Source organism: bacterium, assembly GCA_035530055.1.
Classification (GTDB): domain Bacteria; phylum UBA6262; class WVXT01; order WVXT01; family WVXT01; genus WVXT01.
Genome location: DATKVN010000095.1, coordinates 1 through 15897, shown reverse-complemented (window position 1 = coordinate 15897; position 15897 = coordinate 1). Strand labels below are relative to the sequence as shown.

Annotated in this window: 11 protein-coding genes; all 11 read right to left on the bottom strand. The window is 41.8% G+C overall.

Going from position 1 to position 15897, the window contains the following annotated elements; genetic code table 11:
- Entirely contained in the window at positions 1-1359 is a 1359-nt protein-coding gene (locus VMW39_07325) for an NfeD family protein (GenBank protein ID HUW23824.1), read from the bottom strand.
- Complete coding sequence (locus VMW39_07320) at positions 1356-3110, bottom strand: ABC transporter ATP-binding protein (protein ID HUW23823.1); 1755 nt, start codon at positions 3108-3110, stop codon at positions 1356-1358. The genes VMW39_07325 and VMW39_07320 overlap by 4 nt, the downstream gene beginning before the upstream one ends.
- On the bottom strand, positions 3110-4306 hold the full coding sequence (gene lpxB, locus VMW39_07315) for a lipid-A-disaccharide synthase (protein HUW23822.1): 1197 nt from the start codon (positions 4304-4306) through the stop codon (positions 3110-3112). Before lpxB ends, VMW39_07320 begins: the two co-directional genes overlap by 1 nt.
- Positions 4307-4309: 3 nt before the next feature.
- Complete coding sequence (locus VMW39_07310) at positions 4310-5245, bottom strand: Gfo/Idh/MocA family oxidoreductase (protein ID HUW23821.1); 936 nt, start codon at positions 5243-5245, stop codon at positions 4310-4312.
- An 82-nt stretch (positions 5246-5327) separates the two neighbouring features.
- The gene (gene lpxI, locus VMW39_07305; protein HUW23820.1) at positions 5328-6155 is read right to left on the bottom strand and encodes a UDP-2,3-diacylglucosamine diphosphatase LpxI; all 828 of its coding nucleotides are present in this window, start codon (positions 6153-6155) and stop codon (positions 5328-5330) included.
- Entirely contained in the window at positions 6152-6925 is a 774-nt protein-coding gene (gene lpxA / locus VMW39_07300) for an acyl-ACP--UDP-N-acetylglucosamine O-acyltransferase (protein HUW23819.1), read from the bottom strand. Before lpxA ends, lpxI begins: the two co-directional genes overlap by 4 nt.
- A gap of 55 nt (positions 6926-6980) precedes the next feature.
- On the bottom strand, positions 6981-8294 hold the full coding sequence (locus VMW39_07295; protein HUW23818.1) for a bifunctional UDP-3-O-[3-hydroxymyristoyl] N-acetylglucosamine deacetylase/3-hydroxyacyl-ACP dehydratase: 1314 nt from the start codon (positions 8292-8294) through the stop codon (positions 6981-6983).
- An 80-nt stretch (positions 8295-8374) separates the two neighbouring features.
- A complete protein-coding gene (gene lpxD, locus VMW39_07290; GenBank protein HUW23817.1) occupies positions 8375-9403 on the bottom strand; it encodes a UDP-3-O-(3-hydroxymyristoyl)glucosamine N-acyltransferase in 1029 nt (342 codons plus the stop codon).
- Between the two features lie 169 nt (positions 9404-9572).
- On the bottom strand, positions 9573-10157 hold the full coding sequence (locus VMW39_07285; GenBank protein ID HUW23816.1) for an OmpH family outer membrane protein: 585 nt from the start codon (positions 10155-10157) through the stop codon (positions 9573-9575).
- Positions 10158-10181: 24 nt separating this feature from the next.
- Complete coding sequence (gene bamA, locus VMW39_07280) at positions 10182-12407, bottom strand: outer membrane protein assembly factor BamA (GenBank protein HUW23815.1); 2226 nt, start codon at positions 12405-12407, stop codon at positions 10182-10184.
- Positions 12408-12476: 69 nt separating this feature from the next.
- Positions 12477-15897: translocation/assembly module TamB domain-containing protein (locus tag VMW39_07275; GenBank protein ID HUW23814.1), on the bottom strand; the 3421-nt coding region annotated here is incomplete at its 5' end.

Sequence of the window (15897 nt, the reverse complement as noted above, 5' to 3'; positions counted from 1 at the left end):
TTATATCTCCACTTCGGAAACCACTATCCTGTTTCCTTCCACCTTCATCACTTTTACTTGTTTTCCCTTCTCTATAAGTTCGCCTTCGCTCACCACATCCAGAATTGTATCTCCAAATTGAGCCTTACCTACAGGCCTGAGCATAGTCAGTGTTATACCTTGCTTTCCTATAAATTTTTCCAGCTCTACTGGCGCAGAACGGAATCCCTTTTCTCTCTTTTCTTCTGAAGTCAAAATTAATTTACTCAAAAGGGGAATTTTGGGCATAAATGCGAAACTGAGAGTGGCTACCAGGAAAGTAGCGATCAAGGAGGCAGCCACCACATAAGTTGCCTGGAGGAGGCGAGAAATATCTACAGGTGTCTTGGGCAAAGGCTCTTTAACCAGTGAGAGGAAGAGACTGGCTACAATAAGCAGGACACCTGATACTCCTGCAATACCGAAACCAGGGATAACAAGTAATTCTAAAACTAGTAAAACTCCCCCAACAATAAAGAGAACCGGCTCAATCCATTGGGCCAGGCCTACCATATATTGGGCGCCAAAGAAGAGCGCCAAACAGACTAGCCCGATTGTACCACTCACTCCCCAGCCTGGTATCCTCAATTCAAAAAATATCCCTAAAAACCCAAAAGTAAGAAGAAGACCACTTACCATGGGGTGAGTGAGAAACCTTACTAGTTTCTCTGACCAGGTTATCGAAGCCCTCACCACTTTTCCATCCTCTACCCCGTAAAGGGTGAGAATTTCTTCAATTTTTGAGACTTTATGCTCTGCTAACTTAAGTTTCCAGGCCTCCTCTGTGGTAAGAGTCAGAAGCTTACCTTTCTCAATTACCCCTTTTATTTCCACATCCGGGTCGACCATAGCTTCTGCCAAAGCTGTAGGATGGTTATTCCTTTCTGCCGTAGCTTTAAACTCTTTTCGCACATAAGAAATTGTTTTCTCGTCGGTAGGCTGGGTCTTTGTAGCTCCCGGAGCCATGACCACGGGAGTGGCTGCTCCAATGGTACTGCCCGGGGCCATAACAATATGCCGACAAGCCAGGCTTATCAGAGCTCCAGCAGATATGGCTCTTCTGTTAACAAAAGCAATTGTGTTTATATCACTTTCGAAGAGAGTATCCCTGATCTCGGTAGCTGCGTCTACCCTGCCTCCGAAAGTCTCCAGTTCCAGGATAATACACTGAGCTTCTTTTTCCTTCGCTTCCTGAACTACTCGCCTGACAAAACTGGAAAGGCCTAAGTCTATTACTCCTCTAATGGGAATGACATAAACATCCCTCTCGGGGTAGCCAAAAAGGGATGAGTGACTGAGTAAAAGGAAGCCCATAAGAAAAAGAAAGATTTTAATCCTCATATAAGAGAAAAGTCCTCTCTAAATTGCAGATCATAAAGCTTCCTATATAATCCACTCCTGTTCATCAACTCTTGGTGCCTTCCCACTTCTACAATTCTGCCGCGATCGACCACAATAATCCTATCTGCTTCCCGAATTGTTGATAGACGATGTGCTATTACGAAGGTGGTGTGATCCTTCATAAGGCGATCCAATGCTTCCTGAACTAAAAGTTCAGATTCTGAATCTAATGAAGAGGTTGCTTCATCAAAAATCAGGATTTCCGGGTCTTTAAGGATAGCCCGGGCAATGGTAATTCGCTGCTTTTGTCCACCGGATAACTTCACTCCTCTCTCGCCAATAACCGTTTCGTAACCCTGGGGAAGCTTCATTATGAACTCATGGGCATTAGCAATGCGGGCTGAAGCCTCAATCCTCTCCAAGGAAGCTTGTGGATCACCATAGGCAATATTATTCCTGACTGTATCATTAAACAGAATTGTTTCCTGGGTGACAATGCCCATCTGCCCTCTCAACGATTTCAGGCTTACCTCTCTTATATCTTGACTATCGATTGTAATCTTTCCCTTTGTGGGGTCGTAGAAACGAGGAATCAGATTGGCTATGGTAGTTTTTCCGCCTCCGCTAGGGCCAACCAGAGCTAATATTTCTCCTTTGGAAACTTCCAAATTAACGTTCTCCAGGACAAGGTCATTTTCCCTCGAAGAACCCTCCTGGGGATAAGAGAAAGAAACATTTTCCAAGACTATCTTTTCTCTCAAGGGGGGAAGGACTTTAGCATGGGGAAGCTCTACCACAAAAGACTTTGTATCTAAAACGTAGAAAATTCTTTCACTGGCAGCTAAGGCTTGTTGAATCTGTTCATTGAGGCCGGCGAAATTCTTTACCGGTTTATACATAGTAGAGATAGCGCCAATAAAAGCGAAGAAAGTTCCTATAGTAGTTTTTCCCTTTATAACCTCGTAAGCAGCAATAGCTAAAACGCTTACCATCCCCAAAGTGGCAATAAATTCCATAACCGGCGATTGAATGGCTACTATCCGCATCGCTTTCATAATAATTTTAAAGAAATTTCTATTCTCCTGTTCAAACTTCTCCGCTTCTGCCTTCTCCATACAGAAAGATTTAATCATCATCATTCCCAGGATTTTTTCCTGCAGTAAAGAATAGATGTCAGCCATCTTCTCCTGGCTCTTTCTGCTTATCTTCCGCAATCTTTTCCCAAATTTCCTTAAGGGCAGGGTAACCAGAGGGAAAACAATCATAATTACGATTGCCCACCGCCAATGCAAATAGAAAAGAAGTGCAGTCAAGCCTATGATAGTCAAACCTCCACGAATTAAATTTGCCGGAACACCAACAACTGCTCTTTGAAGCAACATAACATCATTAGTTAAACGAGAAATAATCTGGCCTGTCCTCTGACGAATGAAATAGTCCAAAGACAGACTTTGCAGGTGGCTGTAAAGTTTGTTCCTTATATCCATTATTGTTCTCTGACCGATATAAGCCATCAGATAAGACTGGTAGTATTGAAATATCCCTTTAGCCAGGGCACAACCAATAATAATCAAGACAATATAAAGAATCATCTGTGGATTCTTTTGAGTAAAGATTTTATCGAATGTCGGCTTTATCAAATACATTAGAAGTGAAGTTAGCCCAGCAACTAAGGCCATACAGACCATCGCTTCTAAGAAACGTATCCTGTAGGGTTTGACATATGCAAATAGTCTCTTTAAAAGGTCCATTAGTTGCTCGCTATGGCCTCCTCCAGAATAATTTTTGCCGCTCTCTTAGATGCTCCGGGAGTTCCTAACTTTTCTTTAACCCTTTTAAGTTCTTTTCTGGTCTCTCGCATAAGGCCTGGATTACTCAACCAGTGGCAGGCTACCTTAGCAATATCTTTTGCCCGAGCTTTTTGCTGAATAAATTCGGGGACCACCCTTTTTCCCGCTACAATATTGGCCAGACCAATTCTGGGAATTCTTATTAGAAGTCGCGCCAGTAGATAACTGAAAAGTGAAACTTTATAAATTATAATCATGGGAATACCCAGACAGGCATTCTCTAAAGTAGCTGTTCCAGAAGCTACCAGAGCCAAGGTCAATGTTCTCCTTATATTATAATCTTCATCCCGCACTACCAGTATAGGAAGAGGAGGTTTTTCTTCTTTTTGACTTTTAGAAATCCTCGTTCGGTTAAGTCTATTTTTTTCAAATTCTGTTATGCGCTCTTTTATGTAATTCATAGGTATATTGCCCGCCAAGGGCAAGACAAATTGCACTTTCCTGTTTTCAGCTATCCTTCGGGAAGCCTCTAACATAACTGAAAGAAGACGCTCTATCTCCTGTTTTCTGCTTCCGGGCATGAGCCCAATAATGGGGGAATTAGAGTCCAGCCCATACTTTCGACAAACTTCTTCTTTACTCTTGGTTGGCTGAATAGTATCCAACAGGGGATGACCGACAAAGGAAACATCCACTCCTGCCTTCCTGTATGTCTCTTCTTCGAAAGGAAATATCACCAGCATCTTATTTACCAATTCCGCTATACCCTTAATTCTCCCATGTCTCCAGGCCCAGATTTGGGGACCAATATAGTAAATCAAAGGAATCTTCAGTCTCTTAGCTAAACCTGCCAACCTTAGATTGAAACCAGGATAATCGATCAACACAATTATATCCGGCTTCTCCTTTCTTAGGAACTCTTCTGTCTTTCTATAGATCTGACGAAGAGCAAGTATATTATTAATTGCTTCACTAAAGCCCACAATTGCCAATTCAGTAAGTCTATACAGAAGCCTTACTCCAGCCCTCTCCATCCTCTCACCACCCAATCCATTTATCTCTATCTGGGAGGATATTTCTCTCAGCGCAGTTACTAAATTTGCGCCGTGCAAATCTCCCGATGGGTCACCGGCTACAATGAATAGTTTCTTAACCATCGCTTATCCCAAATTTTCCTTGATTTTCTTGAGAATTTCCAAAGCAATCTCCAGAGCGTCCCGACCATGTTTGCCAGAAACCAAGGGCTTCCTGCCTCTCTCCACACATTGAGTAAAATGTGTCAACTCTTCTCTCAAGGGGTCTGTCTTCTTCAGTTGCGGTCTCAAAACCATCATATCCTTCATTGATTTAATTTCTTTTTCCTTTTTCTGATAAATTTTTAAACTCTGCTTAGCATAATCTAACGAAATATAGACATCCTTTTGAAATATTCTAATCTTACGAAACTTTTCCAAGGAAACCCGGCTTGCTGATATATTAGCTACACAGCCATTCTGAAAATTAATTCTGGCATTGGCAATATCTTCATTCTGAGAGAGGATACTACCGCCAATAGCATCGATACTTCTCACTGGTGAGCGTACCAGATAGAGCACAATGTCGATATCGTGAATCATCAAGTCAAGCACTACTCCAATGTTGGAAGTGCGTGGGTCGTAAGGTCCAAGTCTGTAAGCTTCGATAAACTTTGGCTCCTTGATATATTTTTGTGCCTCCAATATTGCGCTGTTAAACCGCTCAATGTGTCCTATCTGTAAAATTAAATTCTTCTTGCGCGCTATACTCACCAGGTCTTCAGCCTCTTCCAGAGTGGGAGTAATCGGCTTTTCTACCAGACAGTGAACGCCTCTTTCCAGAAAATCCTTTGCCACAGGATAATGCAAATCGGTAGGCACCACAACACTTACTGCATCGACCTTATTGAAAATCTCTCTATAACTTGCATATGGAGTTGTATTATATTCTCGAGCGAGCTTCTCTCTTCTTTTCTGCTCAATATCTACAACTCCTGCCAACTCTACATCTGGGATTTGCGAATAAATCCGGGCATGATGCGCACCTATATGGCCAACCCCAATCACACCAACTCTAACCATTCCTCTCTCCAAAATTCGTGCGTAGTGTATCCCTTTATGGGCGTAATTCTTACGGGCATAAAGCCCCACACTACCTAGATTTCTAACTTTCTTCTTCTTTTACTGCCACCAGGGAAATACCATTCTGGTTGGCATTTTTAACCACTTTCTCCCTATCCAATAATATTGTACTGCGGGCACTAAAAGCGAGTACTTTTGCTTTAGCCTGTTTCAATACTTCTACTGTCCTCTCACCAACAATGGGAAGGTCAAACCTCCTATCCTGTTGGGGTTTACTTACCTTCACTACCACAACATCTCCTTTGCCTAATTTCCCTCCCCTTTTTATGGTGCTGTCTGTTCCATCCATTCCTTCCACTGCTAAAACGGCCTGGTCCTTGACCACCACTGTCTGCCCGATGTCCAGGCCAGCAATCTCTTTAGCCATCTTATGACCAAACTCGATATCTCGCCATTCCTTTTGAGTAGGTTTGCGGCGGGTCAAAATACCGGGAGAGGGCAAAAGGTGGGAAAGATAGGTAGCTGAATCTATTAGTTCTATCCCCTCCCTCAACAACTCATCAGCCACTGCTCCCAGTAGAGAATTAGCCTTCTTATCCTTCACTCCAGCCAAAAGAGCCCTAGCTCTTGCGTCCAGCTTTAGCTGACCGAACAGGCGGGTGTGTCTAACCTGCCCGGCCATCACTGCCCTGGTTATCCCCTCTTTCTTACAAATCTCAATCAGGTCACCCAATTGTCCTACATTGACCCAGTGGATTCTATCTACTAAATTTTCCAGGCTGGGACTCGTCTCTTTCTTTATTGCCAGAGCGACCACCTCTGTTCCTACTCTCTTCGCTTCTTGTGCAAAAATCAAAGGGAAATTCCCATTACCAGCAATCAATCCAATCTTTCTATTCTCTATCTTCATTCTTTGCAGATTCCCCTCTCAGATTCTTTAATAAAGGCGACCATATGAAGCAATTCATCGGAGATGTTTGACTCTTTTTCCAAAACGTTCAAAGCTTGCGTAGTGTTTAATTTGGAACGGAAGAGAACCTTGTAGGCTCTCTTTAGCTGGGCTTTAACATGCTTGGGGAAATTGTTTCTTTGTAACCCCACTGTATTCAATCCAAAAATTCTAATGGGTGTCCCTGCTGCCATACAATAGGGAGGTACATCTTTTGCTGCCCGAGAACCTCCACCCACAATACCCAATGTGCCAATGCGCACAAACTGATGGACTGGAGTTAGCCCTCCCACAATAGCCTTATCCTCAATCACTACGTGGCCCGCCAGAGTAGCTACGTTAGCTAAAATCACGTTAGAGCCAATTACACAATCATGAGCGATATGAGCATATGCCATTATGAGATTGTTATCTCCAATGGTTGTCTCTCCTGTAGAAGTCGTTCCCCGGTTGATGGTTACATACTCCCGGATAACATTATTCTCACCAATTATGACTCTCGTTTTTTCTCTTTTAAACTTTAAATCCTGCGGTAAATTTCCAATTATGGCTCCTGTCCATATCTGACAATTTTGGCCAATTTGAGTATCTCCTTCGATTATTACACGAGCTCCAATCTCAGTCCCTTTTCCAATCTTTACATCCGGTCCAATAATTGTATATGGACCAATGTCCACATCTTCTTCAATTACTGCATCCGGATGAACTAAAGCTGTTTTGTGAATGTTCATTTTTTCTCCTAAAAGTTTAGTAGTATATGCTCATTGCTTACTTGTCGTTGTCGATTTACCTATCTACCAAGGAGAACATAAATTCGGCCTCAGCCACCAATTCATTCCTAACATACGCCTTACCTTTAATCTTTCCTCCTCTCACCCGGGCACGAGTAACTTCAACTTCCAGCTGCAGCTGATCGCCAGGGAAGACAGGCTTACGAAATTTAACCTCTTTAATCGCCATAAAATAGGGCAGTTTCTTTCTGAGATCCGAACGGGCCAAGAAGAGAACACAGGAAGTCTGTGCCATCGATTCTATAATTAGAACGCCAGGCAAAATCGGATAGTCAGGGAAATGTCCCTTGAAGTATTCCTCATTAATAGTTATGTTCTTGAACCCCACGGCTTTGACCATATTCTCTGACATAATTATTTTGTCTACAAATAGAAAAGGAGGACGATGGGGAATTATATTCTGAATCTCTTCCAAACCTAAGACTTTTCCTTCAAAACCTTCCTGTTTAAAAGTCTTAGTCGTTCGACGAGCAGCAGATCTCTTTATGAGTTCGCCTAACCTTTTAGTCAAAGCAATGTTAGCAGCATGTCCACAGCGGATAGCAATAATGTGTGCTTTTAAAGGTTTTCCTATTAAATAGATGTCCCCTATTAAATCGAGTATCTTGTGGCGGACAAATTCATCGGGAAATCTGAGCTCCTTATTATGAATGCCATCCTGTCCAATTACTACCGCATTATCTAAATTACCCCCGCGAGCCAACCCTCGGCGTTTCAACGATTCGATTTCATGCTCAAAACAGTATGTCCTGGCGGGAGCAATCTCCTTTTCGAAAATCTCTTTGGTTATGGTAAACGTGCCGTACTGACTCTTTAAAATTTTATGTTTGTAATCGATGGTAGCAGATACTTTAAATTCATCCGATGGCAGAACGACCAGATGGACATCTTCATTGGAAAACTTGACAGGTTCAGTTATCGTAAAGTAGTTCTTTTCTACATTCTGTTCTTGGAAACCAGCCTTCTCCAGAGTCTCCACAAAAGGCATCCCGCTACCATCAGCCACAGGAGGTTCACCAGCATTCACTTCCACGATGAGATTATCTATACCCAAACCGCATAGAGTAGCCATAATATGCTCTACCGTCTGGATCTGGAAACTGCCATTACCCAGAGTGGTTCCTCGTGCTACACTGATAACATTCTTTATGTTAGCTTCAACTTCCGGCTTACCTGGTAAATCTGACCTTACAAATTTTATACCAGAATTGGGTAGTGCTGGCTTAAAGGTCACTGAAGTTATGTTCCCAGTGTGTAGACCTATTCCCGAATAAGTGCTCTCTCTTTTTATAGTCTTCTGTAAATCCATAATTTCCTCCATAACTTTTTGGTCACCCACTCTTGAGAGTGCCGATTCCGTCACCCTAAAGGACGACCGACCTGATGTTTTCACTTTATTTTTTCTCTTGTTTTCTCTATATTTTGTTTTAACTCTTTTATCTGTTCATACAATTTCGGCAATCTAATTAATTGAGCATCTATCTTTTGGGCTATCTTGTGTTCCCGGGCAGGATAACCGGAAACAGTAGTATTGGCGGGAACACTTTTAGTAACTCCTGCCTGCGCACCAACAATTGCATTATCGCCAACGGTAATATGGCCAACAAGCCCTGCCTGGCCAGCCAGGACAACATTATCACCAATCACCGTACTTCCCGAAATACCTACCTGGGAAACTATAAGGCAGTTTTTACCTATTCTAACATTATGTCCAATCTGAACAAGATTATCAATTTTCGTCCCTTCACCTATGAGGGTTTTACCCATAGTTGCCCGGTCGATAGTAACGTTTGCTCCAATTTCCACGCCATTTTCAATTTCCACAGTTCCCGCCTGGGGAATCTTATGATGTTTTCCCTTTTCAGTGGCATAACCAAATCCATCCGCACCAATAACTGCACCGGGGTGAATAATTACATTATCGCCTATAATAACTTCTTCTCTCACAGTAACATTTGGATAGATTAGCCCATCCTTCCCAATCACAGCTTTATCCCCAATGTAGGTCCCCGGAAAAATTACAGTCTTATCTCCAATCACCACGCCCTTTCCAATAACCACGTAAGCTCCAATGGCAACATCCTTACCTAATTTCACTCCCTTACCAAGAATGCTGGTTTTGTCTATTCCCCTGGGTAGTTTTTTGGGAGGAACCAACACTTTCATTACCTGGGCAAAAGCTAAATAGGGATTCTTTGTCCGTATTGAAGGAATCTCTGGTAGCTCAACTCCCTCACCGATAATAATAGCTGAAGCCTTAGTCTTTAATACCTGACTCCTGTACCGGGAACTTGCCAAGAATGTAATCTCGCCTTTTTCTGCTTCTATCAGACTACCCACTCCTTCGATTGCTATGTTACTATCCCCGGAGAGTTCACCACCAACAAGCTCAGCAATTTTCTTTAAAGTCATTCCCATCAAACTTACTCCACATCCAAAAAGGCACGCCAAAGCGTAATCTTTGCTTTCGGGAGAATTCCAAAGATTCTGGAGTCCTTGCGAATCGCGTAGGGGCGACCCTTGTGGTCGCCCAAACCTCCCTTTCGGGAGGAGTCCAGCAGGCGAAGCTTTGCTTCGCTACTCCTTTTTACTCACCTAAATTCAACATCTGTATAACTTTTTCAGTGAGGTCATTTTCTATTTCGCTATACAGAATATTTTTCTTATCCAAAATGATAGCATAACCTTCAGCCTGAGCAATCTCTCTAATCACATCGTAAATCTTTCCTAAAATCTGATGGGGCATCTCTTTCTCAAGCCTGTCTAATTCCTCTTTCATTTTCTTTACCATCTTATTAAGCTTTTCCTTATTCAGTCTAATTATTTCTTCAGGAAGTGGTTTGGGGATAACTGGTCCAGTAGAAATTTCCACCTCTTTTTCGGCCAATCCCGTGATAGCTACTGGTTCTACTCTTTCCTTTTCCCTCATGGCAAATTCTAAATCTCTTATCTCCTTCTCCAGTTTAGCTATCTCGCCTCTCTTCGTTTCAATCTCTCTTTCTATCTTTTCTTTCGCTTGTTTAATGCCTTTATATTCATCAAAGACTCTATCTATGTCTACATAAGCAATTCTTTCCGAAGAAAGCATTACTGCTCTTACATCAGGAAGTGTAAAAGGGAAAAAGTAGAAAAGAGAAAAAACAAAGAAAAAAAGCGAAATTCTTTTCATCATGAACTCTCCATTTCTTCCATCACCTTAGAAGGATTGGCCCATTGTGAAATACCACTGGGATTTGTCTTCTCCCGGTTTATGATTTAATCCATATCCCCAATCGAGACGGACAGGGAAAAAAGGAGTCTGGAACCGGATTCCTGCTCCTATCCCCATCTTTAATTGATTCTCCCTTGAGCCTATGGTAAAGTTTACATCTCCTTTCCTCCAGCTCCCTCCCATATCAATAAAGATTGCTCCCTGCAAAATAGTGCGAAGTTTTTCCTTAACTATGGGAAACTTATATTCTACGTTGCTTACAAACATCGTCACTCCTCCCTCGTCAGGCCCGATCTCACCTCTGTAGTCATAACCTCTTACGCTATCGGCCCCACCCACATAGAACCGCTCATAAATTGGCACTCCTGTAGAGTGAGGAAAACTACTAGCAATCCCATACCTCAATTGAATCGCCAGAACAAAGCGCCAGAATGTAGGGAAAAACCAACTATTGGAGGTAAAAGTTTTAACGAAATCAGTATCCCCTCCCAGGATACCTCCAGAGACCTGAAGAGAGATAGAATTCAGAGAACCTCTGGAAGCATCGAATATATTATCCCTGCTGTCTCTTATTAAATAAGTAGTAAAACTACTGCTATCCTTTTTTCCTTCTTCTGCCCAATCAGCAAGTGCATCGTATACCTTTACCCGTTCATAAGTGTAAGTGAAGCGGAGACTAAGAATATCTGTTAGATGGGGACCTATTCTGATATTTCCGCCAGCCCTCTCTTCTCTATAGTAGTCTCTGTCTCTATCTGTATCGTAGGCACTAATACCAAAAAGGACATGTCTTCCTAAAAACCATGGCTCAGTAAAACTGAGCTGATAATTGGTCTTTTTCTTACCAAACTCCAGCATTAAATCTATTCTCTGTCCTCTGCCCAAAAAGTTGCTCTGAGTAAGCTGAAGGGTGCCTAAAAGTCCATCTTGCGAGCTGTACCCTGCTCCCATACTGAGTAATCCCGTCCTTTGCTCGGTTACCTCACAGATGAGGTTTGCTCTATAGGGGTCACCAGTTTCACCAATCTCAATTGCAATATCTGAAAAAAAACCGAGGTTATATAGTTTCTCCTGTGTTCGCCTTATCTTTTTAACATTGAACGGGTCTCCTTCCTTTACCAGGAATTCCCGCTTAATTACATAATCTTTAGTAATGACATTCCCTCCCAAGTAAATTCGGTCAAGATAGACTATCCCCTGCTCATTTATAGTGATTAAGAGGTTTACTACTTTTTTCTCATCATCGGTAGAGTATTCTGGATTGGAACGCATCAGGATATAGCCTTTTTCTGCATAGCGCTCCTGAATATTAAACAGGCCCTCTTCCAACTTTGCCTGGCTGAAAATCTCTCCGTGTTTCACTTCCAGGTCTTTTTCCAGATCCTCCGTAGTAACCACATAATTGTCTCGGAATTGTATATCTCCCACTGTATATTTAAAGCCTTCATAAACAAAAAGCGTGACAAAAATCTTCGCTTCCTCCTCATCGCGAACGACCATAGGTGTTCCCAGATGAACTTTCAGGAATCCTCTATCTTTGTAATAGGCTTCTATCGTTCTCAGGTCCTCATCCAGTAGTCCCTGTTTAAAAAACTTTTCCTTTTTGGTCTCCATTTTTTTCTTTATTTTTTTCGTATTAAATGCCTCTACCCCAATTAAATTGACTTTCCCTATCTTAATCTGTTTGCCTTCGGTAATAAAGAAAGTCATTGTCACCATTCCATTCTTCTCGTCTTCCGTTGTATAAGGCTCCACTTTTATATCGGCATAACCCTTTTCCTTATAAAGGGTAGCAATCTTTTCGGTATCCTCTTGCATTTTCCTGTTAGCAAAAGGTTCTTTCTCTTCTGATTCTATTTCTTTCTTTAATTTGCTATCAGAGAATTCTTTATTCCCTTTAAATTCTATCCGCTTAATCAGGGGCTTCTCAGTTACAACGTAGGTAACATTTACTCCTTCCTCAACCTCAAAGACTTCAATGGTAATATCCTCAAAGAACCCCAGTTCATATATGTTTTGTAAGCCCTCGCTTACTTTTTCTTCTGAATATTCATCGCCTTTTTTTATCCCCAGAGCTTTTAATATCTTCTTGGTTTCTATATTCTTATTCCCGGTTATTTCGATTTCTCTTATCTCTACAGGACTGGAAAAGAGATAACCGGAAAGAAGGAACATAAAGAAAAAAAATAGGACTGTAAACTTTCTCATCATTGTATTCAAAATTATCTACTATTTAGAATATTTTACTATAATATCAAATTTTCCGGAAAATGTAAATATTTAAAATCTTATTTGTCTTTCTACTCCCAAATATCTCTCCTCTTCTCCCAGTCTGCCTTTCAAAGAAGTTCCTCTTTTAAGTCTATATAACAGCTCCAGTTCATGCCGTAATTCGAGCCTATTCAGGTATCCTTCCTCGAATTGCAACTTGTAACCCAGATATAAATTAGTGTTTAGATACTTACCCAAAGTTATTTTCGTACCTTCTAAAAGGCTTTTTCCCTCCTTTCCTTTTGCGGCTTCTGGAGAATTTAATCTTTCCCCTGTCTTCTGGGCAAGGGTAGTTTCAACCTTAACCACATCTACCATGCCCGTCGATTTCAGAATTGACTTGATCAAGGGGCTGGCCAGGCTGCTATCGATTAACTTCAACAGTTCCCTCCTCAACAAGGCATCCCCTTCCTGTGGAGAGAGCCTTAAAGAATCCAAACCAGTAGCCTTAACCAGTGCTTCCTGCTCGCTCATTTCCGGATCACTTCTGGAGGTAAATTTTGGCTTAATCCTTCCCCATTTTCCCCTCTCTACCACTAACATAATGGTATCATCTTCCACAGGGCACTCCGCCCTAACCTGTAAAAAGAGCTCATCATCTATACATTCCACAGTGGCCTCTTTCACGTTGAAGATAGCTCCCAGATAACTTATCTCTCCTTTGACGGATGTAAGAGTTCCGTTAACGGTTAACTCCTCAGTTGGGCCAGTGAGCTTCATCTGTCCTTGTACCTGGGCTTCAGCAAATCTATTTTTATACCAGGTATTTTTGCCCGCATTAACCTCCAGATTCCAAACCGCGGGCTTGAGAAAATCTAAATTTAGATCCTTGGCATCCTCGGCTCTGGGAGGATAAGTAAACTGGGCATTTTCCACTTCAATTGCTCCTACTAAATTATACGACTGGCGAGTTCCATATGCATGGATTTTCCCCTTCAACTCCAGGGAACAAGGAGTCTCAGATAGGAGACGACCAAAAAATGAACTCTGAGGTATTTTCAGAAAAGGTATTTTAAGGGGAATCCCATAGTCTCTCTTGTTCTCAAAAACCACATCGAGATTATCCACCTTCCAGCCAGCCAAAGCTATCTCTCCTTTGAGGTCCATTTCTCCCTTTTTTATCTGGCCATTAATCCGGTTGATAACTATATTACTATCCTTAACTGAGATATCGCAGGTCAGATCATCTATCCTCTTAAATATCTCCCTGCCGTAGAGAGTAGCCTCTTTGACACGAAAATATCCATTTATAAGAGGCTCTTCTCGTGTCCCGGTAATATGAAGGAATGCTTCCATTTGCCCTTTGGTATCACTTATTTCCCTGGTCAGAACACGTAACATGCCCGCCCTGCTATCAAACATTTGTAAAGAAAACTCTATTTCTCTACCATCTTTTTCCTCTTTGGGATAAGGAATAGTTCCCCAACATTTAATCGCATATTCTTCTTTCTTATTTATTGTCAATTCCCTTAGACTTATACTATCACCATCTGCCTTGATGAGAGCGCGGAAATCGTCAAATAGAAGATTTCCTATCGAGCCATTAGCGACATCTATTTCCCCCTCCATCCGTAAAGAGTCATAGAATTTTCCCTTTTTTCCCTCTATTGAAGTCCGGCTGAGTTTGAGGTCAAACCCACTACTTCCTGTGAACGGAATTTTCACATTTAGGAGTTCTCCTATGAGACTGGCAGCAATCTTTCCCTTTCTTCCCTGGACAGTTAGATCGATTGGTCCAGAAAGGTCAGCATTCCCGTTAATAGTTACCAGTCTATCTTTGCCTTGAAAAAATTCGAGTAGTTTTACATTGAAACTATCCACACGTTCGAAGTCTATCTCTCCCAACACCTGAAAAGTTTCTTTGGCCAGCGGCAGGAAAAATAGCTTTCTGTTTCGATAAGAAAGCCTTAACTTTGCGGTTTCAAAATTGTGGCGATTCACCCACAGGTCCCTGGTGGTGAGCATCACTTCCAGGACAGGAGAGTTCGTGGAGAAATTGGCAGTTCCCCTTAATTCAGCACTACCAAAAATAGACATTTTTGCGAAATTTATGTTGCGAAATTCACTAAGGAGCGAAAAGTCGACCAACTTCCTGGAAGGCGAAAATCGAACTTTGCCTTCCGGAGCAAATCGTAGGAGACTCCCTCCAAAACCTGCCGAAAAAGAATCGAACACTAATTCTATCCTTTCATCCTTATCTCCAAGGACCTTCTCCACCCTAAAGTCTGTTTTAATGGTATCCACATGGAAACTATTTACTCCACTATTTTCCGATTCTAATTCCACTTTTAAGTGAGGACGAGCGAAAGTGCCACGGAAATTGAGATTTCCATTAACCTCCCCAAAAGTGTTCAAATTTCTTTCATAAAATAAACTTTGCACTCTACTCAACTGGAGGTGCTCCAGGGCAACATTAATTTCCAGAGGCTCAAGTTTGTTGAAATCTATCTTACCCTTAGCCAAAACTCTGCCCCCGGGAGCAAATTTCAGTTCTGCCGATTCTAAATTGATTCCTCTTCTATTATAATTAAATGTTGACTTAAACAGGAAATTTGTAGTGGAAAAAACTCCCTGTTCAATGTCTACATAGCCATTAATTTGAGGATTTTCCAAAAGGCCTTTAAAAACTATCTTACTATGTAAACTTCCTCTAATCTCATCAACCAAAGTTTTCTCTCCCTCAGTTCCAAATATCAAACGGAGAAAACGGGGAACTTTCACGGTATCCACTTCTATGCCACCGCTTATGGTTTTCTGTTTACCTGCCTCAATCGTGAACTCACCTTTCAAATCATTCCCACAATGGAAAGAAGAAAGATGGGCAAGTTTTCTATTCAGGGATAGGTTCGCACCGATTGGTTCTAACGGTTCTTCATTATATTTAAAATCCTTACCTGAAAAATAACCACGAATTCCCCAGTCCTTTTTCCAGGCCAATTTCCCTCTAAAATTGAGGCTGCCGTTGACTCTATTCTCCTTTAATCTTCTCCCGGGTATAGCCATATTCCTTTTAGAATCTTCATCTTTTTTAACCTGTTTCCCAGAAGAAAAACTTACTGGATAATCTTGCCATTCAGTATCTATATTTATTGTATTCTGCTTACCCTTTCTCGTTCCCCCCTGGGCAGAACCTGTTACCTCCCCCGTCCCCCGGGAAAAGCGAAATTTATCTACACTCAGTACCTGCTCGGTTATGTTAAATGCGAAAGCTAATTCGTCAAAAGAGACCTGGCCGACCCTGGGCTGAACGATGGAAACTGCTCCTTTAGCTTTAACATTCTCCCACCAGGAGTCACTCAAGGAGAGGTTGGAAAAATCGATTTTACCCCGAAGAGTACCTCCTATTTCTCTCAACTTGCCAGCCTTGTCAGAAAATAGAGTGGAGATTAACTTCAAGTCGCCATCTGTTGATTCTACGGAGCCTCTTACC